The organism is Megasphaera paucivorans (genome assembly GCF_900103535.1).
Taxonomy (GTDB): Bacteria; Bacillota; Negativicutes; order Veillonellales; family Megasphaeraceae; genus Megasphaera_A; species Megasphaera_A paucivorans.
In genome coordinates this window covers 1-16426 of the sequence record NZ_FNHQ01000046.1, presented here as the reverse complement: position 1 = coordinate 16426, position 16426 = coordinate 1, and the positions used below count along the sequence as shown (strand labels likewise).

Annotated in this window: 20 protein-coding genes and 1 pseudogene; 18 read left to right on the top strand and 3 right to left on the bottom strand. The window is 37.6% G+C overall.

Annotated elements, in window-relative coordinates; genetic code table 11:
- The 3 genes from BLR11_RS13015 to BLR11_RS13005 form a co-directional block, all read left to right on the top strand.
- Positions 1-312, top strand: a 312-nt coding sequence (locus BLR11_RS13015) for an IS3 family transposase (protein ID WP_143006384.1), incomplete at its 5' end; no start/stop codon positions are given.
- Between the two features lie 159 nt (positions 313-471).
- A complete protein-coding gene (locus BLR11_RS13010; RefSeq protein WP_176762999.1) occupies positions 472-1161 on the top strand; it encodes a FadR/GntR family transcriptional regulator in 690 nt (229 codons plus the stop codon).
- Between the two features lie 155 nt (positions 1162-1316).
- A complete protein-coding gene (locus tag BLR11_RS13005) occupies positions 1317-2264 on the top strand; it encodes a 2-hydroxyacid dehydrogenase (RefSeq protein ID WP_091652914.1) in 948 nt (315 codons plus the stop codon).
- 140 nt (positions 2265-2404) lie between these two features.
- Here the strand turns inward: BLR11_RS13005 and BLR11_RS13000 are convergent, their stop codons facing one another.
- On the bottom strand, positions 2405-3421 hold the full coding sequence (locus tag BLR11_RS13000) for a LacI family DNA-binding transcriptional regulator (RefSeq protein ID WP_091652912.1): 1017 nt from the start codon (positions 3419-3421) through the stop codon (positions 2405-2407).
- 243 nt (positions 3422-3664) lie between these two features.
- Here BLR11_RS13000 and BLR11_RS12995 point away from each other — a divergent pair, with 243 nt between their 5' ends.
- The 4 genes from BLR11_RS12995 to BLR11_RS12980 all read left to right on the top strand — a co-directional run bounded on the left by BLR11_RS12995 (position 3665) and on the right by BLR11_RS12980 (position 6839).
- Complete coding sequence (locus BLR11_RS12995) at positions 3665-4114, top strand: acyl-CoA thioesterase (RefSeq protein ID WP_091652909.1); 450 nt, start codon at positions 3665-3667, stop codon at positions 4112-4114.
- Positions 4115-5167 (top strand): nicotinate-nucleotide--dimethylbenzimidazole phosphoribosyltransferase, encoded by a 1053-nt coding sequence (locus BLR11_RS12990; protein ID WP_091652907.1) that lies wholly within the window; start codon positions 4115-4117, stop codon positions 5165-5167.
- Between the two features lie 2 nt (positions 5168-5169).
- Complete coding sequence (locus tag BLR11_RS12985) at positions 5170-5379, top strand: type II toxin-antitoxin system RelB/DinJ family antitoxin (RefSeq protein ID WP_245675174.1); 210 nt, start codon at positions 5170-5172, stop codon at positions 5377-5379.
- 215 nt (positions 5380-5594) lie between these two features.
- Positions 5595-6839 carry an aminotransferase class I/II-fold pyridoxal phosphate-dependent enzyme gene (locus BLR11_RS12980; RefSeq protein WP_091652904.1) on the top strand — a complete coding sequence of 415 codons (1245 nt, stop codon included), beginning with the start codon at positions 5595-5597 and terminating at the stop codon, positions 6837-6839.
- Between the two features lie 152 nt (positions 6840-6991).
- On the opposite strand, the gene BLR11_RS12975 is transcribed toward BLR11_RS12980, so the two are convergent.
- Complete coding sequence (locus BLR11_RS12975; RefSeq protein ID WP_091652901.1) at positions 6992-8272, bottom strand: MFS transporter; 1281 nt, start codon at positions 8270-8272, stop codon at positions 6992-6994.
- The gene (locus BLR11_RS12970; protein WP_091652898.1) at positions 8269-8682 is read right to left on the bottom strand and encodes a MarR family winged helix-turn-helix transcriptional regulator; all 414 of its coding nucleotides are present in this window, start codon (positions 8680-8682) and stop codon (positions 8269-8271) included. The genes BLR11_RS12975 and BLR11_RS12970 overlap by 4 nt, the downstream gene beginning before the upstream one ends.
- A gap of 257 nt (positions 8683-8939) precedes the next feature.
- On the opposite strand from BLR11_RS12970, the gene BLR11_RS12965 reads away from it, so the two are divergent.
- The 11 genes and pseudogenes from BLR11_RS12965 to BLR11_RS14420 form a co-directional block, all read left to right on the top strand.
- The gene (locus BLR11_RS12965) at positions 8940-9665 is read left to right on the top strand and encodes a macro domain-containing protein (RefSeq protein ID WP_091652895.1); all 726 of its coding nucleotides are present in this window, start codon (positions 8940-8942) and stop codon (positions 9663-9665) included.
- A 38-nt stretch (positions 9666-9703) separates the two neighbouring features.
- Positions 9704-10519, top strand: coding sequence for a CpXC domain-containing protein (locus BLR11_RS12960; RefSeq protein ID WP_091652893.1), 816 nt, complete (start codon positions 9704-9706; stop codon positions 10517-10519).
- Positions 10520-10696: 177 nt separating this feature from the next.
- Positions 10697-10846 carry a 50S ribosomal protein L33 gene (gene rpmG, locus BLR11_RS12955; RefSeq protein WP_014015374.1) on the top strand — a complete coding sequence of 50 codons (150 nt, stop codon included), beginning with the start codon at positions 10697-10699 and terminating at the stop codon, positions 10844-10846.
- Between the two features lie 54 nt (positions 10847-10900).
- Positions 10901-11128 (top strand): preprotein translocase subunit SecE, encoded by a 228-nt coding sequence (gene secE / locus BLR11_RS12950; protein ID WP_091652891.1) that lies wholly within the window; start codon positions 10901-10903, stop codon positions 11126-11128.
- Positions 11129-11143: 15 nt separating this feature from the next.
- Positions 11144-11683 carry a transcription termination/antitermination protein NusG gene (gene nusG / locus BLR11_RS12945; protein ID WP_091652888.1) on the top strand — a complete coding sequence of 180 codons (540 nt, stop codon included), beginning with the start codon at positions 11144-11146 and terminating at the stop codon, positions 11681-11683.
- A gap of 89 nt (positions 11684-11772) precedes the next feature.
- Positions 11773-12198 (top strand): 50S ribosomal protein L11, encoded by a 426-nt coding sequence (rplK, locus tag BLR11_RS12940; RefSeq protein ID WP_091652886.1) that lies wholly within the window; start codon positions 11773-11775, stop codon positions 12196-12198.
- Positions 12199-12253: 55 nt separating this feature from the next.
- Positions 12254-12970 carry a 50S ribosomal protein L1 gene (gene rplA / locus BLR11_RS12935; RefSeq protein WP_091652883.1) on the top strand — a complete coding sequence of 239 codons (717 nt, stop codon included), beginning with the start codon at positions 12254-12256 and terminating at the stop codon, positions 12968-12970.
- Positions 12971-13141: 171 nt separating this feature from the next.
- On the top strand, positions 13142-13699 hold the full coding sequence (gene rplJ / locus BLR11_RS12930; RefSeq protein ID WP_091652880.1) for a 50S ribosomal protein L10: 558 nt from the start codon (positions 13142-13144) through the stop codon (positions 13697-13699).
- 38 nt (positions 13700-13737) lie between these two features.
- Positions 13738-14103: a 50S ribosomal protein L7/L12 gene (gene rplL / locus BLR11_RS12925; protein ID WP_091652877.1), complete on the top strand. Its 366-nt coding sequence runs from the start codon at positions 13738-13740 to the stop codon at positions 14101-14103.
- 542 nt (positions 14104-14645) lie between these two features.
- Positions 14646-15449: an IclR family transcriptional regulator gene (locus tag BLR11_RS12920; protein ID WP_091652875.1), complete on the top strand. Its 804-nt coding sequence runs from the start codon at positions 14646-14648 to the stop codon at positions 15447-15449.
- 797 nt (positions 15450-16246) lie between these two features.
- Positions 16247-16426 (top strand): annotated as a pseudogene (locus BLR11_RS14420) (IS5/IS1182 family transposase); the annotation flags it as partial.

The following is a 16426-nucleotide window of genomic DNA, read 5'->3' as shown; positions in this document are numbered from 1 at the left end:
TGTCCTTATCGACGGACCTTTCACTCCGACCAGGGTTGGGCCTATCAAATGGGAGAATATGTTAGCCGCTTAAAAGAAGAACGGATTTATCAGAGCATGTCCCGAAAGGGAACCTGCCTTGACAATAGCGTGATGGAAAATTTCTTTGGACTATTAAAGCAGGAACTATATTATGGCCGTACATATCACAGCTTCGAAGAGTTACAAAAAGCAATTCAGACATACATTATCTATTATAACAACCGTAGAATCAAGGCAAAGCTTGGCTGGCTAAGTCCGGTAAACTATCGGTTGCGTCATGTCGCAGCATAATAAAAACCGTAGCAGCAATAAATGCTACTACGGTTAGGTCTAACTTTATGGGGTCACTACAGAATACATTTTTCGAGGTCTTTTTTTGTTGAGCTTTATCTAATAACATGATAAAATGCAAATGGCAGACTCATTGTTGTACTTATTATGAAGGAGAATATGATGGAAGAGAACAAGAAAGAGTACGAAAAAGCCATAGCATATATTCGTTCATTAATTATAAAAAGAAAAATAACAATTGGCAGCCGGATTCCTTCGGAACGAAAAATTGCTGAGACATTGTCTATTAGTCGTAACTCTACACGGGAAGCCTTGAAGCGATTAGAAAATATGGGACTTATTGATAGCCAGCAGGGACGTGGAAATTATCTAAGTGGCAATATTACACAAAGTTTCTCTAATGCTATTGAAATGATGCTTATCTTGCATCAAACGGACGCAGCGGATATCTGTCAATTTAGACGATGTATTGAAAAAACTGTTTATGATTTGGCATATAAAAAACGAGAGGAAAATAAGTATCTTTTTAAAATGGCGAAATTATTGGAGCTCTTTCCCACAGCCGATTTAGAAAGACAAATTAAGATTGATGAAGAAATTCATTATTTATTAGTGCGTGCGACAAGAAATACGTTGTTGATTGCCATGATGGATTCTATTTCTGCCGTGTATAGGCAGTGGGTTGGCACTGTATTGCGCCATGCATCACCAGACATTATGAAGCAATTGCATAATGCTCATATTACAATTTATAAAAGTCTTATGCGGGGGAACCCGGAAGAAGGTATTCAAGCAATTGATCAGCATTATGATATAATAGATCATATGTCATTGACGATACATGCATAATTTTTAATAAAATGGGAGCAATTGTTCCAAAACCGGATAAGGTATTTTCATAGACTTTTTAGAATGAGTGTGGTATTATAACATCATAAATTGGTAGTACCAGTAACGGCTGATATGGTTATGTATTATTTCTAGTGTTGAAAGGAGTTTACATTATGAAAATTGTATTGCTTGAATCTTTAGGAATTAGTAAAGAACTTCTTGAATCTTATGTTAAACCGTTAAAGGAAAAGGGATATGAATTTGCAGCTTATGAACGTAATGATGACACGGCTGTTCAAATTGAAGAGGCAAAAGAGGCAGATATTCTTATTATTGCAAATATGCCATTGAAGGCAGCCGTCATTAACGCGTGCCCAAAGCTTAAATATATTAACGTTGCTTTTACGGGAGTGGATCATGTTGACCTTGCTGCGGCAAAAGCGAAAGGGATTGCCGTTAGTAATGCTTCTGGGTATTCCACGGTGGCAGTGGCAGAATTGACACTGGCAATGATTTTGTCACTCTTGCGTTATGTCCCGCAGGTGGATAGGACATGCCGTGCCGGAGGTACAAAAGCTGGTTTTATTGGTACAGAGCTAGAAGGAAAAACAGTCGCACTGATTGGTACTGGAGCTATTGGTAACCGGGTGGCTCAGCTTGTACATGCCTTTGGAGCAAAAATTATTGCATATAATGGGTTCTCACATAAATCAAATACGGATATGATAACCTATCTTCCGATGAAAGAAATGATGGAGCAGGCAGATATTGTATCGCTTCACTGTCCTGTAACAGATAAATCGAAAGGACTTATTAATGCAGAAACTCTTTCTTATATGAAACCGACGGCGATTCTTGTTAATGAAGCTCGGGGACCTGTTGTCGATTCACAAGCTCTTGCGGATGCCCTTAATAATGGAAAAATTGCGGGTGCGGGTATTGATGTTTTTGAAAAAGAACCGCCTCTTGATATGAACCATCCGCTTCTTCATGCTAAAAATACTATCGTTACTCCTCATGTTGCTTTTGCTACACAAGAGTCCATGCAAAAACGCGCTGTTATTGTTTTTGATAATATTGATACATATCTTGTGGGAAATCAAAAAAACGTTATCTTATAAAAATATGTCTGAAGCAGATACAGTAATAAAAATAATGTATCTGCTTTTTTTGTACAAAAAAACAACCATTATTACTATAAATGGTTGTTTTAAACGATAAAAATAAATAGATAATCATATATGCAACAATAAAATATAAATTATTTCTCCGGTGACGACTGGGCAATGATTTTCTTTCCTTCTAAATAAATTGTTGTAGGGTGAGTAATTTTCTTTTCAATAAGATCAATCAGTAGACGCATACATTGGGCGCCGATCGCACCCATGGGGATATCAATACGCGATAAGGATGGAACTGCATAATCATTCAATTCCGGCATGTTGATGCCGACCGTAAAGACTTCAAGGTCACGAGGGATAGACACCCCTAATTCATGACAAGCAAAAAGCATTCCGTGAGCTAATACATCCGATTCACAAAACATTGCTTTAGGGAGACGCTTTTCAGCATATAATTTTTTGCAAACATCGATGGCACTGGCGGAAGAGGTATTGCAAAGTATGATTTTATCCTCTTGCAGCGGATGGCCTGCTTCTGCATATGTATCAAGAAACCCTTTCATCCATTTACGCATAATGGGAAATGTTGTGTCATGTGTGAGCACGGCAGCATCAAAAAGGTTTTTGCTGAGAAAATGATGAGCGACTTGTTTACCTACTTCATAGTTATCCATAGTAACACTGCTGAACGTATCCATCTCACGATTAAAAAGTACAATCGGAAAAGAAGGTGTTAATGTATCTAAAAATTCTAAATCTTTATCAGACATATTGGCGATGATTATACCGTTGAAAAAAGTATTCTGTGTAAGTGCCATTTGTTCCTTTAGCTGATCTACTTTATATGGAACAACGGTTAAATGAATATGTTTTTTCTGGCGCAGCATTTCCTCCTGGAGGCCTAATGTAATTCGGGCTAAATAGTTAATACGAAAATCTGTAGCCCAATAGAATGCTACAGCATAGCTATCTTCTTGCATAGATCGCAGTTTTTTTGCAGATTGATTTGGCACGTAATTTAAATTTTTCGCTATTTGATAAATCCGGGTCTGCGTATCCTGAGAAATTTTGCGTTCCTTTCCCTTGCCATTTAATACAATAGATACAGTGGCAATGGATACACCGGCATCTTTGGCAATATCTTTTATTGTGGACATAGTATGCACCTCAATTTCTATTATGTATTGTGACACAAATGCTGGTATTTTTCAATTCATTTTAGTAAAGTCAATTATGATTTTACTAAAATGAATGTATGTATAAAAAGAATGAATAGATAAGAATAGAGAAATATTAAAAATATGTACTATAAAGGGGATATGCGGCAGGGTAGAAGTTCTTGCTTGTATGAGTTACAATAATAAGAAGATGTATTTGATTGAGTGAAAGGATGAATATATATGGCAGAGTTTCGATTGGGTTGTGATGCACATATTTCAGCGGTGCACATGGTATTGGGAAAAGATTTGAATCCACATGATACGCTATTTGCCGGACAGGCAGCCTCTTATATGATAGAATGCGGCTTTTTAGCAGTACAAAATTTTTTACAGACGCCTCATATTGTGTGTGCTGGATTGGAACGACTATCTTTTCTGCAGCCTGTACATAAAAATGATTCTATTCGTATTACAAGTACGATTATTTATGCAGGAACCGCCAGCGTAGGAGTTTATATTTGCATGACGATTCTTCCTGTAAAAGAAAAAGCAGCTGAATGTTTTGTAACATTTGCACATATTGATGAAGCGTCCGGGACACCGTTGCCGCATTATGTAAAGCTGGCTCCGCTGGAAATGTCTGCGTTGAAGCGGCAGCAATTATATTGCCGATTGAAGGAGTGCTGTTAGATGAATTTTGCAGAAGAAGTGGAAGAACGCATTAATAATATGGCAAAACCTCCCGGTAGTTTAGGTATATGGGAAAAGCAGATCCGTAAAGTGTTTTTGGCGTGGGGACATTTTGAAAAGAAGCTTAATCCGGTACACCTTATTTTTGCCGCTGATAATGGTGTTGTTCGATCGGGAATTGTTCAACAGCTTCCTGAGATTACATATATGCAGTCAAAACATATGGTAGAAGGATCGGCAGCGGTAAGTTGCTTTTGCCGCTGCAATGACATTCCATGGCAGGTTGTTGATGTTGGTATCGACCACGAAGAGGCGGTAGGGATAAATTATAAAGTGGCCCGTGGTACGAAAGATTTTTCTGTAGAGCCGGCGATGACAAAGGAGGAATTGAATAAAGCGTTGAGAGCCGGCCAAAATATGGTATATTGGGCTAAAAAAAAAGGATATAATTTTCTTTCCTTTGGTGAAATGGGAATTGGCAATACAACTACTTCTGCAGCAGTTTTAACGGCAATTGCACCGCCTAATGCAGCATTTCTTGTAGGCTATGGTTCCGCACAGGGGAACTATAGCCAGGTTCTGCAAAAACGTGAAATAGTTAGCAAGGGGATAAAACGATATGCACCGCAGATTCATACGGCGGCGGATGCGATCAGATATGTTGGTGGTTTTGATTTGGCGGCCCTGTGTGGTGCTATGCTGGCCTGTAGGGAACACCAGCTGCCGTTTTACATTGATGGCTTTATTACTGCTGTAGCATTAGCATGTGCCGTGCAGCTAAATCCTGAGGTCAGAAACTATTCCTTGCCGTCTCATATGTCGAGAGAATCGGGCATGGGCATGGCTTTGCGTATGGCCGGCATTGATGAATATGAGGTGCCTATTCATGCGGAGATGGCTTTGGGAGAAGGAACAGGGGCTGTTTTAGCGTCTGTTATTTTGAGGTCTGTACTGTATGCAGTTACGAATATGGCCACGTTGTCAAGTATTAATCGTGAGGCAGAAGCAGTAGCGCAGGAAAAAAGCCGTTCCATAATAAATAAGGAGAAATAAAGATGGAAATCAGCATAGAAGAGAAAACAAGAATGCAGGCATGTGAAATATTTAAAAAAATGGGAATTACAGAAGAAGAAGCGGTAGTACTGTTTTATAAACGAGTGATAGCCTGTGGAAGGATGCCGTTTGGACGGATAGAATCAAGGCAACAAGATAAGATAAAAAAAAATCGCATGAATGAACGTTTTGCTGAATGGGATGCTTTTTAAACGATAATCGGTATATTGTATACATGTAAAACTATATTTTCTTTTGTATAGTAATAGAGTATAATAAATATGCAATAAAGAGATAGCACCCTGCTGCAGGGGGTATATAGTATACATTAAGACGTACTGTATAAAGCAAGAACCCGGCTTGGTTAGCCGGGTTCTTGCTTTATACAGTACAACTTGAAGGGACAGAGAATAAGGAGGAATTTTACATGAGTAAGAGCATGGCGGCATCCCACGCAATGGGGAAAAAATTAAGTGATGCTATTTTTGGTGCCAGTGGAGCTGCAGTAGCAGCAGCTAGAGTGCATGGAGCAGATCATGTGGTAAATGCTACTATTGGAGCATATATGGATGAAGAAGAAACATTGGCATGCATTCCAACCGTGGAAAAAGTATTTCGCAAACTGCCGATACAGGATATTATCCAATATGCGCCTATTGCAGGACTTCCGGAATATTTGGAGTCTGTTATTAATTTAACCTTTGCAGAACAGCGGCCGGACGGCTATATGGAAGCAGTTGCTACTGCCGGAGGTGCTGGCGCAGTTCATCATGCTATTGCTAATTATGCAGAAACGGGTGATCAAGTATTAACTTCTGATTGGTATTGGGGACCGTATAGTGTATTATGCCGGGAAATGGGGTGTAATTTGACGACATATTCTTTATTTGATAAAGACCGGAATTTTAATACCCGTTCTTTTTTTAATAAAGTTACGGAAATATTAAAAAGTCAAAATTCACTGCTTATTATTATTAATACACCGGCACACAATCCAACGGGATATACTTTATCTGAAGAAGATTGGTCGCAAGTTCTCGATATATGCCGCAAATGTGTGGAAAATGGAAAACGTATTTCTATTCTTGTTGATATTGCATATATTGCGTATGCCGGAGAAAAAAATGAAACGCGGCGTTTTATGAAGCTGTTCAGCAATCTTCCTGACGAACTTTTTGTTATGTTTGCCTTTAGTATGTCCAAGGGATATACGTTATATGGGCAACGTATGGGGGCGCTTATTGGCTTGTCTTCTAATAAGGATATCATCAATGAATTCAGAGCTGTGAGCGAATACACAAGCCGGGCTACGTGGTCTAATACTAATCGAGCGGCAATGACAACATTGATACAGATCCAATCAGATTCGATATTGTTAAAACAATTTGAGACAGAACGGGAAAGTTTCTATCAAATTATCCGCCAGCGGGCAGCCGTTTTTATGAAAGAAGCAAAGAAGTGTGGATTGCCGGCGCTTCCTTATAAAGCGGGATTCTTTTTGTCTATTCCGTCGGAAGATCCGGATGCTGTTTGTCATAAACTGCATGATGATTTAATATTTGCTGTGCCGCTGAAACTGGGAGTTCGTATTGCTGTATGTGCTGTTACAACAAAAAAAATGGCAGGACTGGCAGATAAAACGATGAAGGCATTGCAATTTGTGGAAGGGTAAGATTTACTGGATAAAAGAAAAATCGCAGCATTTTTTCTTTTTGAGTTGATGTTTCGTGCTGCAGTATAAAAATTCTGATAGAAACAACAATGTTTCTATCAGAATTTTTATACTGCAGTTTTTTTATTATTGATTATTTTGCATATTCTGAATTAGAAAGAGTCAGATACTGATGGGGGAATAATATGATGGCGGGAGGCAGCTGCTTTAGCATGTTTTTCATGTAATTCAACACGGCGCTGTACAACATGCATCCAACGTAGTGTGAACATACCGCGACGGCCAATCGTGATATAATATAATGGAATAGCTGCGATGGCGATAAAACAAGCAAGGTAATAGACACTGGAAAAACCATACGCAGGTACCAGTTCACCGAGCATATAAGGGCCAATACCAACGCCTAAATCAATTAAAACAAAAAAAGTTGATGTTGCAAGACCTATTTGATTGCTGGGAATACCGTAAATCGCCAGCGCTTGCCCTGCGGAAGTAACCGTGCTGTAACTGAGCCCGAGAAAAATACCACCTAAAATAAAATAAGTAGTTGACGAAGCAAGACCGAGTGTAGCCATGCACAGAGCCAGAATAATCAATGTAGGATACATGACGATATTGCCGCCAAAACGGTCGAGTAAATGACCTGTAATAGGACGGCTGAATAGAGACGTTAATGCATAGGCAAAAAAGAAAAGACTGCCGCCGGCAGCAAGTTCCTGCGCATCCGCATAAGCCCCCATAAAACTAAGTACGGCAGAATATGCTATACCGCAAAGGAAAGATATGCACGAAATCGGTAACGCACGAACTGCGAAAAAATTGTTGAAAGAAACTTTACGCAGTGTCTTTTTCTCTTCTGCAGAGCAAGTATGTTCTGGAGAATGCAGTAAAAATGATAGGATTAAAGTGACTATTGCTAATATCATGCAGACGTAGAGATTGAGTGAAAAGTTTCCGCCGCTGCAGAGGGTAATACCCAGAAATGGGCCGGCGGCGGAGGCCAATGTATTTCCGAGTGCATAATAACCAATTCCCTCACCTCTTCGGTCAGCCGGGACAATAGCACCAATTATCGTGCTGGCTGCGGTAGCAGATATGCCGTAGGCTATGCCGTGAAAGCATCGTACAGTAAAAAATAAAATAATAGTACTGGCAGAAAAGTACAAGGGAATGGCTGTTAAATATAAGACAGTCCCTATAATTAACAACTTTTTACGCCCCAATATGTCAATAATATGTCCCGTAATAATTCTTGAAAGAAGTGCTCCAATAATAAAAATGCCTGAAGCAAGTCCCGCTTCACTGATAGAAGAATGCCAAGTAACGATAGAATAATTTGTAGACCATAGCATAAGCTGATAAAAAATAACATATAAAAGAAAATTGATGCTAGTGTCAAGAATAAAATTTCGTGTCCATAATTTACTTTTCATAAACTAGGTTCTCCTTGATTAATATGCGACAGCATTTTTTGTAATTGATGCTGTTCCTCTGCATCCAGTATCTGAAAAAAATCAATTTCGAGTTTTCGGATATGCAAATTGATTATCGTAAAATGTTGTTGGCCTTTTACGGTAAGAGAAATACGTTTTTCTCTTTGATCGCGGCCCGTTTCCTCACATATCCAACCCTTCTCTAGAAATTTATTTTTCATGGCGGTAATTGCCGGTTTTTTTATCATGTAGTAGCGGGCAGCCGCGACTAATGGAGTGGCAGGATGATGATGTAAATATACGATAAAAGCCCATTGAGAATAGGTAATACCGAATTTTTTTAATAGTTCATTTTCCGCTTTGATCATTCGTCGTGCGGCATATGATAATTCTTGAAATAAAGGATTCATTAGATACTCCTTAGTTTTAAAATAATAAATTAATGGTTAATTAAGTTAACCAAATTACAAGACAATAATATACACTTTTTTTAAGAAGAAAGCAAGGAGAAAATAAATTATCATTTCATTATTAATACAGATAGAAATATTATAAATGTTTTGTGTTGGTACCGGATTATCATTGCTTTCTATTTTCGCCAGTATAAAGTATAATTATTATAGTGCAATGTGTTGTATTATTTTCTTCATATAAAGGACGTGATTTTATGCAATTCCGAATCTTGATAGGAGATATAACAAAATGGAAAGCCGATGCGATTGTCAATTCGGCAAATTCGACGTTATTAGGTGTCAGTGGAACGGACAGTGCGATTCATCGAGCTGGGGGTGTATCTTTAACGGCAGCTTGCCGAAACCTTCGCGGCTGTCCTGAAGGAAAGGCCAAAATTACGTATGGCTATCATTTGCCGTCACGGTTTGTGATACATACCGTGGGTCCCTTGTGGACCGGTGGGAAAAAAAATGAAGATAAAATTCTTATTTCCTGTTATCAGCAGAGCTTAGCGCTGGCTAAGGAACGAGAATTGCATCATATTGCCTTTACATCTATAGCAACTGCGGATAAACGGTATCCTTTGGCAAAAGCAGCGGCTGATGCTGTACCCGTTATCATGAATGAGGGTATGGGATTGGACCGAATTGATATGGTATGCCCTGATAAAATGACACAAGATGCCTATACGAAGGCAACCGTTATATTTTGGCTGGAGTATTTAGCTACAGCTGATAAAAATGAAAAACTGGAGTGTATTGACGAAGCAATGGCGGCTTTAACGTTACTGCATATGAAGGAAAATGAACCCGATCCGATTCTTTTATCTGAAGGAATACGGCAAATGAAAGGATTTTTAAGACCTTTTCTTGATATACGAAAGAAGAATAGTATTATTGATATGGAAAAAGCGGCATCACAAATTATAGAAGCCTATTGAACCATATACTATATATAGTAATATAAAGGGGGATAAAAATGACTGCAAAAGGTGGAACCCATGCTGTTGAAATTGCAATTACATGTCCGAAATGTCAAGGCGAGGGGAGCTTTAAAACTTGGGATTGCATTGATACGGATAAGAATCCCGAATTAAGAGAAAGGTTGCTGCACGATCCAATGTTGTTTTTCTACTTTTGCCCTAAGTGTTTTTCTAGGATTCGCATTGATGCACCGTGTTTATATATCGACCGGGGCAGGGAATTTATGGTTTGGCTTGTGCCGGATACGAATATGGAAATGAATCTGGGAGAACTTCGTGATTTTTTCGGAGCAGGTGACTATGAAAATTATTGTTGCCGCATGGTGCGTTCGTGGGGGGAATGGCGGGAAAAAATTATTGAATTGGAAAGTTCTTATGATGACCGTTTGTATGAATTTATAAAATATGGAGCGTTCCATCTTTTGAAGGAGGAAGAAAAAAAACAATTTTATCTTCCTGCATATCATGTGGAATATGCGGAAGATAATGAGAAAAATGATGAATTAGCATTGATTTTTATGAAAAATGATGAAGATAAATCAACCTATTCGTATCCTATTTCAAAAAATATGTTGGAAATCAGTAACGATATTTTTCAACCTCTTATGGAGCGGATTCCTGAACTTTCCGGCAAGGGAGCCTTTCAACGATATGATTATGATTGGGCACAGATGGTTATAGATCATCTTTTGTCTGCTGCCATGGGAGCTTCTGGAAATGATAAAGATAGTTTGAAAAAAATTATTGTTCTTTGGTTTCAAGGTTTGGGAAAAGAAATTTTTGGAGCGGACATTGAACCGCATAAAGATTGACAAGCGGAGTACTTATATGATATACTTTTAAAAGTTAGGTGCTTGACACCTAGCTTTTTTAGTTATGGAAAAATAATCTTGACTTTGATTGCTTGTTTGTGATAAAGTATTATAGCAATCATGCGTGAGTTAGGCTTGCGATTACTAATTTGATTATTACTGAGAGAGGTGTAAGGGATGCGTACTGCGATTACATTAGCATGCACAGAATGCAAACAGCGTAACTACCGGACGAACAAAAATAAGAAAAATAATCCGGATCGTTTGGAATTAAAGAAGTATTGCCCGTTCTGCAAAAAAGAAACGTTACATAAAGAAACGAAATAATTCTGTGTATTAAGTAAGACTATTAAGGTCTAACTTAAGGATGTGAGAGGTCATATGGCAACACCGAGTGCGGCGTCGCAAAAAAAGAAAAAAAAGGGATCGGGCAATTTCCTACGTGAAGTAAAAGTAGAAATGAAAAAGGTAATCTGGCCGACAAAAAAAGAAATGATTACATACACCGTAATGGTATTTGTTACGATGATTGTTGTTATGGCTGTTATTGCTGTGTCAGATGGTGTTTTTTCTCAATTGTTTAAACTGCTCCGCTTAGTAGTTGGATAGGGGGCCCGAGTATAGATGGAAACAAACAAAAAATGGTATGTCATCCATACGTATTCCGGTTATGAAAATAAAGTAATGGCCAACTTGGAACGCAAGGTCAAATCTATGGGCATGGAAGATATGGTAAGCCGTATACTTGTGCCGATGGAAGATGAAGTGGATATGAAAGACGGACAAAAACGCACGGTTAAACGTAAAGTATTTCCGGGGTACGTCTTAGTGGAAATGGAAGTTAATGACCGTTCTTGGTATGTCGTTCGCAATACGCCGGGCGTTACCGGCTTCGTTGGTTCAGCTACAAAGCCTATTCCGTTAGAACCGGACGAAGTCAAGCGCATTCTTAAATCGCAGGGTATGGATAATGAATCACGTCCGCATATTTCAGTAGAAGTAGGCGAACAAGTTCGTATTACATCAGGTCCATTTGAAAACTTCATTGCCGTTATTACGGAGATTAATGAAGAAAAAGGAACCTTAAAAGGCCTCATTGATATGTTTGGCCGGGAAACATCGGTAGAAGTCGACTATTCTCAAATAGAGAAGAGTCTGGAATAAATGCTTCTAATGCGGTACGTGTTACCGCGAGTGGGAGGATATTAAAATCCGTTTAACCACATCTTGTATTGTAAGGAGGTGTAACAACCATGGCAAAAAAAGTAGCAAGAATGGTAAAACTTCAATGCGAAGCTGGCAAAGCAACTCCGGCGCCTCCGATTGGTCCGGCATTAGGCCAGGCTGGTGTCAACATTATGGCATTTGTAAAGGAATTCAATGAACGGACTGCAAAACAGGTCGGCTATATTATTCCTGTTGAAATTACTGTTTATGATGATAGATCCTTTACTTTCATTACGAAGACGCCGCCTGCAGCTGTATTATTAAAGAAAGCAGCAGGTCTTGACAAGGCTTCGGGTGAACCGAATAAGAAAAAAGTTGCAAAATTGGGACGCGACAAAGTCCGTGAAATTGCGGAAACAAAGATGCCTGACTTAAATGCTAACACAGTTGAACAGGCAATGAAGATGATTGAAGGCACTGCACGCAGCATGGGCATTGATATCGTTGATTGATGCGTATCCCGTGGAAGGGGATATCCCCGTCATTACCACATAAGGAGGAAATTAGATGGCAAAAGTAGGCAAGAAATATGCTGAAGCTGCAAAACTGGTTGATAAAGCAAAACTGTATGAACCGGCTGAAGCAATTGATATCTTGAAAAAAATGGATACGGCCAAATTTGACGAAACCGTTGAATTGTCTGTTAATCTGAATGTTGATCCGAAATATGCTGATCAGCAGGTGCGTGGCGCTATTGTATTGCCGCATGGTATCGGTAAATCCAAAACGGTCCTTGTATTTGCTGAAGGCGATAAAGAAAAAGAAGCTCAAGAAGCCGGTGCTGATTTTGTCGGTGCAGATGAGTTGATTGAAAAAATCAAAGGTGGCTGGACAGATTTTGATGTAGCGATAGCGACACCGAATATGATGGGCAAAGTTGGCCGTTTAGGTAAGATTTTAGGACCTAAAGGGTTGATGCCTAATCCGAAAATTGGTACGGTAACGATGGACGTAACAAGAGCTGTCGAAGAAAGTAAAGCTGGTAAAGTAGAATACCGTACTGATAAAGCAGGTATTATTAATTCTCCTATCGGCAAAAAATCGTTTGATGCGAACAAGTTGATTGAAAATCTGACTACTCTTGTTGATACAATCGTCAAGGTTAAACCGTCAGGTGCAAAAGGTCAATATATCAAGTCTATTACGGTAAGCTCTACAATGGGACCTGGCATTCGTATTAATCAGTTCAGCGTTAAAGGGATTGTAAAAGCTGACGAAAATTAAATATCTTTCTTAGCTGTAGACTGAGGGTATGTATAATGGACGAAAGTCCGCCATCTGAGGCTATGTAACTAGCAGATATATAAATTGAAACTAGTTCGGCCTCATTACCAATGAGGCCGTTTTTGTTTGCTAAGACGATATAAATCCCAAATTAAGGAGGTGTATCGAATAATGTCTAATTATGAAAAGAAACCTGTTTCTGCAGAAAAAGCAGCGGTTGTTGCTGATATGAAAGAAAAATTGACAACATCAAAAGGTGCTGTCCTAGTTGGTTTTACAGGACTTACTGTAGCACAGGTAACAAAACTTCGCCGTAAATTCTTAGCGAATGGTGTGGAATATAAGGTTATTAAGAATACCTTAACCCGCATTGCTGCCAATGAATCTGGATTGGAAGCGCTGGGGGAACACTTAGAGGGCCCGACAGCCTTGGCATTTTCAACAGAAGATGCAATTGCTCCAGCGAAAATCTTAAAGGAATTCATCAAAGAAACAAAGACGCAAGCTTTAGAAATAAAAGCAGGTTTAGTTGATGGACAAGTAATTGACAGTGTCGCTGTAAATGCGTTAGCAGATTTGCCAAGCCGCGAAGAACTTCTTGCAAAATTGGTTGGCAGTATGCAGGCGCCGATTTCCGGCCTTGTCAATGTACTGCAAGGCAATATACGCAATATGGTATATGTGCTTAATGCTGTACGAGAACAAAAAGAAGAACAAGCTAGTGCTTAATTTTTAATTCAAAAAAAGATACTTGGAGGTATTTTAAAATGACTAAAGAAGAAATCATGCAAGCCATTGAAAACATGACCGTTTTGGAACTTTCTGAATTGGTAAAAGCTATGGAAGAAAAATTTGGTGTGTCCGCTGCTGCTCCGGTTGCCGTTGCTGCTGCTCCGGCCGCTGCTGCTGCTGAAGAAGAAAAAACTGAATTTGATGTTATTCTTAAAGATGCCGGCGAAAAGAAAATTGGCGTAATTAAAGTTGTCCGTGAAGTAACCGGTCTTGGCTTAAAAGATGCTAAAGCTCTTGTTGATGGTGCTCCTGCTGCTGTTAAAGAAGGCGCTGCTAAGGCGGATGCCGAAGCTCTTAAAGCTAAATTGGAAGAAGCCGGCGCTACTGTTGAATTGAAATAATAATTTTCATATCAAATGGTGAGTTGACGTACCATGATGCTTATTTTATACGGAACATTCAAATCATTTGAATGTTCCGTATTTTTTTTAGGTTTTTGAAATACGAAAAGTGATTTTTATATTTTGTTTTTAGTGAAAGAGTAGATAAAATTATGGTCAGTTTATACACTTGAAGGCATATATTAGCACATAGTATAAAAGTTTTTTGCGGATAAAAATAAAAAAATATGAAAATATCTTCTAAATAAAATGATTTTTGGGTATAATACATATAGGATCTATTGTTTAGCCTAGGAGATATCTTTTTAACTATATCTTTTTTTTGAATGAGGTATGGTGGATAGAAAGTGTCCACTATATCTCAATATTTATTATAATTTAAGAATAGAAATTAATATTGGGTATAAAGTCATTTGTCTTAAATATAATTTTATATTATTCTTAATCCATGATATAATCGTAAAATAAGACTAGTATAAAATTATATTATTTATCAATAATAATTTCTAATTTTATAAATTATTATACAAGGAGGCTAGTATATGTTAACTTCTGAACACAGGCCAACAGCCCGCGTACTTGATATTTTGCAATTACTTTCTACTTCAAAAGATGGTTTTTCTTTAACAGAAATTGCCGCGACTATTAAAGTACCTAAAAGTACTATTGTTCCAATTATTCGTACTCTTTGTGATCGGCAATTTATTACTTTGAGTGGAAATGGTGGCAAGTATATCATTGGAATAAATTCATTTATTGTGGGATCATCGTGTTTGCACAATATAGATGTATTATCTTTAATTAAGTCTCAAATGAAAAAGGTTGTAGAAGCAACATCGGAAGTGTGCCAGTTAGGTATATTAATTGATGGAGATGTTTTATATTTGGCAAAAGAAGATTCTTCTGAACCGATTCGCCTCATTTCTTTTGTGGGGAAACGGTTACCTGCATATAGTACCGCTTTAGGAAAATCTTTGATTAGTGAATTTACATTGGAAGAGTTACATCAAATATACAAAAATGGATTACAGCCGGTAACTAAAAATACGTGTACGGATTTTGACCAATTAATAAAAGAATGCCTGATAGCAAAAAAAAGAGGGTATTTCAGTGAAAAAGAAGAAGTATCTTCTGGTATATGTTGTTTTGCAGTTCCATTGATGTATGCTGGGAAAATTATTGCAGCATTAAGCATCAGTATTCCGTCGTTTCGATTAACTAAAGAGAAAAAGGAACTAGCTATTCATGCATTAAAAACTTCAAAAGAAAATCTCGAAGGTATTTTTAGAGATTTAAATATTGATAAAGATTTGTTTGAGAATTCGCTGTTGTTTAAAACTAAATAAAAATTTAGGTAATTGTTTGTAAACCTAATTAATATAAGTAATAAATAATAATGGTTGGATGATGAATGCGACCAAGCTTAATTTCCAACGAAATGCGAGTAAAATGATAGGGACAGCTTATTTAAAAATATAGGACTGCATATATTAATATGGGGGAGAGCAGAAAAAAAATATGATAGAGTGTGATAATCCTGTAAATTACATAAATTAAAATGAATGAGATATGTAACGTTGAAATGGTACAGAGAATCATGTTACATAGTAAAAAATCCCGGTCATGAATTAAATGGCCGGGATTAATTTTTTTTACTTTATTATAGTTAATATTTTTTTGTAGTATGTTGCGATGTTGTTCGATACTATTTAAAAATATTTTTACATGAAGCCTCTTTCAATTTATAAAATAAAGCAATACTATATTGAAATTTTACACAGTAAATGATATAATGCCAACATAAACGTATATACAAATCATATTTTATATGCGAACAAAATGTCTTAAAGGCTGTTTGAATAGCGTACAACTTATAAGATGTTATATAGTATGGTATTTTTATATGTAGTATATTTTAGTGTAATAAAACGATACATTCATTATTGATAAAAACGTTATGTGAAGTGTTCTGATTTAGAAATATGAAAAAAATTAAAGAATTATTTAATGAGACTATTAAATAATATAAACTGCACAAACCAATAATATGCATCACTGCAGTATTCATCAGCGTTTCGTAGTATAATAAGTGCATGAGTATGGTGGAAAACAGCTCAAAACTCTTGCACACAGGTGACGTAAAATGTATAAAACTCCTTCTAAACAACTTTCATTCGAAGATTTTAATCAACCCTTGGGATTACAAATGGATCCGAACAACCGTTGGATCAAGAAAGCAGAATTCATCCCGTGGAATCTGGTAGAAAAGAAATATAAAAAACTGTTCAAAGGATTTAAAGGCCAGGTAGCAAAGCCTGCCAGA

What these genes read in the sequence shown, in the direction of transcription:
- BLR11_RS13010 (WP_176762999.1), top strand. Translation starts at nt 472, where the DNA reads ATGATGGAAGAGAACAAGAAAGAGTACGAAAAAGCCATAGCATATATT.
- BLR11_RS13005 (WP_091652914.1), top strand. Translation starts at nt 1,317, where the DNA reads ATGAAAATTGTATTGCTTGAATCTTTAGGAATTAGTAAAGAACTTCTT.
- BLR11_RS13000 (WP_091652912.1), bottom strand. Translation starts at nt 3,421, where the DNA reads ATGTCCACAATAAAAGATATTGCCAAAGATGCCGGTGTATCCATTGCC.
- BLR11_RS12995 (WP_091652909.1), top strand. Translation starts at nt 3,665, where the DNA reads ATGGCAGAGTTTCGATTGGGTTGTGATGCACATATTTCAGCGGTGCAC.
- BLR11_RS12990 (WP_091652907.1), top strand. Translation starts at nt 4,115, where the DNA reads ATGAATTTTGCAGAAGAAGTGGAAGAACGCATTAATAATATGGCAAAA.
- BLR11_RS12985 (WP_245675174.1), top strand. Translation starts at nt 5,170, where the DNA reads ATGGAAATCAGCATAGAAGAGAAAACAAGAATGCAGGCATGTGAAATA.
- BLR11_RS12980 (WP_091652904.1), top strand. Translation starts at nt 5,595, where the DNA reads ATGAGTAAGAGCATGGCGGCATCCCACGCAATGGGGAAAAAATTAAGT.
- BLR11_RS12975 (WP_091652901.1), bottom strand. Translation starts at nt 8,272, where the DNA reads ATGAAAAGTAAATTATGGACACGAAATTTTATTCTTGACACTAGCATC.
- BLR11_RS12970 (WP_091652898.1), bottom strand. Translation starts at nt 8,682, where the DNA reads ATGAATCCTTTATTTCAAGAATTATCATATGCCGCACGACGAATGATC.
- BLR11_RS12965 (WP_091652895.1), top strand. Translation starts at nt 8,940, where the DNA reads ATGCAATTCCGAATCTTGATAGGAGATATAACAAAATGGAAAGCCGAT.
- BLR11_RS12960 (WP_091652893.1), top strand. Translation starts at nt 9,704, where the DNA reads ATGACTGCAAAAGGTGGAACCCATGCTGTTGAAATTGCAATTACATGT.
- rpmG (WP_014015374.1), top strand. Translation starts at nt 10,697, where the DNA reads ATGCGTACTGCGATTACATTAGCATGCACAGAATGCAAACAGCGTAAC.
- secE (WP_091652891.1), top strand. Translation starts at nt 10,901, where the DNA reads ATGGCAACACCGAGTGCGGCGTCGCAAAAAAAGAAAAAAAAGGGATCG.
- nusG (WP_091652888.1), top strand. Translation starts at nt 11,144, where the DNA reads ATGGAAACAAACAAAAAATGGTATGTCATCCATACGTATTCCGGTTAT.
- rplK (WP_091652886.1), top strand. Translation starts at nt 11,773, where the DNA reads ATGGCAAAAAAAGTAGCAAGAATGGTAAAACTTCAATGCGAAGCTGGC.
- rplA (WP_091652883.1), top strand. Translation starts at nt 12,254, where the DNA reads ATGGCAAAAGTAGGCAAGAAATATGCTGAAGCTGCAAAACTGGTTGAT.
- rplJ (WP_091652880.1), top strand. Translation starts at nt 13,142, where the DNA reads ATGTCTAATTATGAAAAGAAACCTGTTTCTGCAGAAAAAGCAGCGGTT.
- rplL (WP_091652877.1), top strand. Translation starts at nt 13,738, where the DNA reads ATGACTAAAGAAGAAATCATGCAAGCCATTGAAAACATGACCGTTTTG.
- BLR11_RS12920 (WP_091652875.1), top strand. Translation starts at nt 14,646, where the DNA reads ATGTTAACTTCTGAACACAGGCCAACAGCCCGCGTACTTGATATTTTG.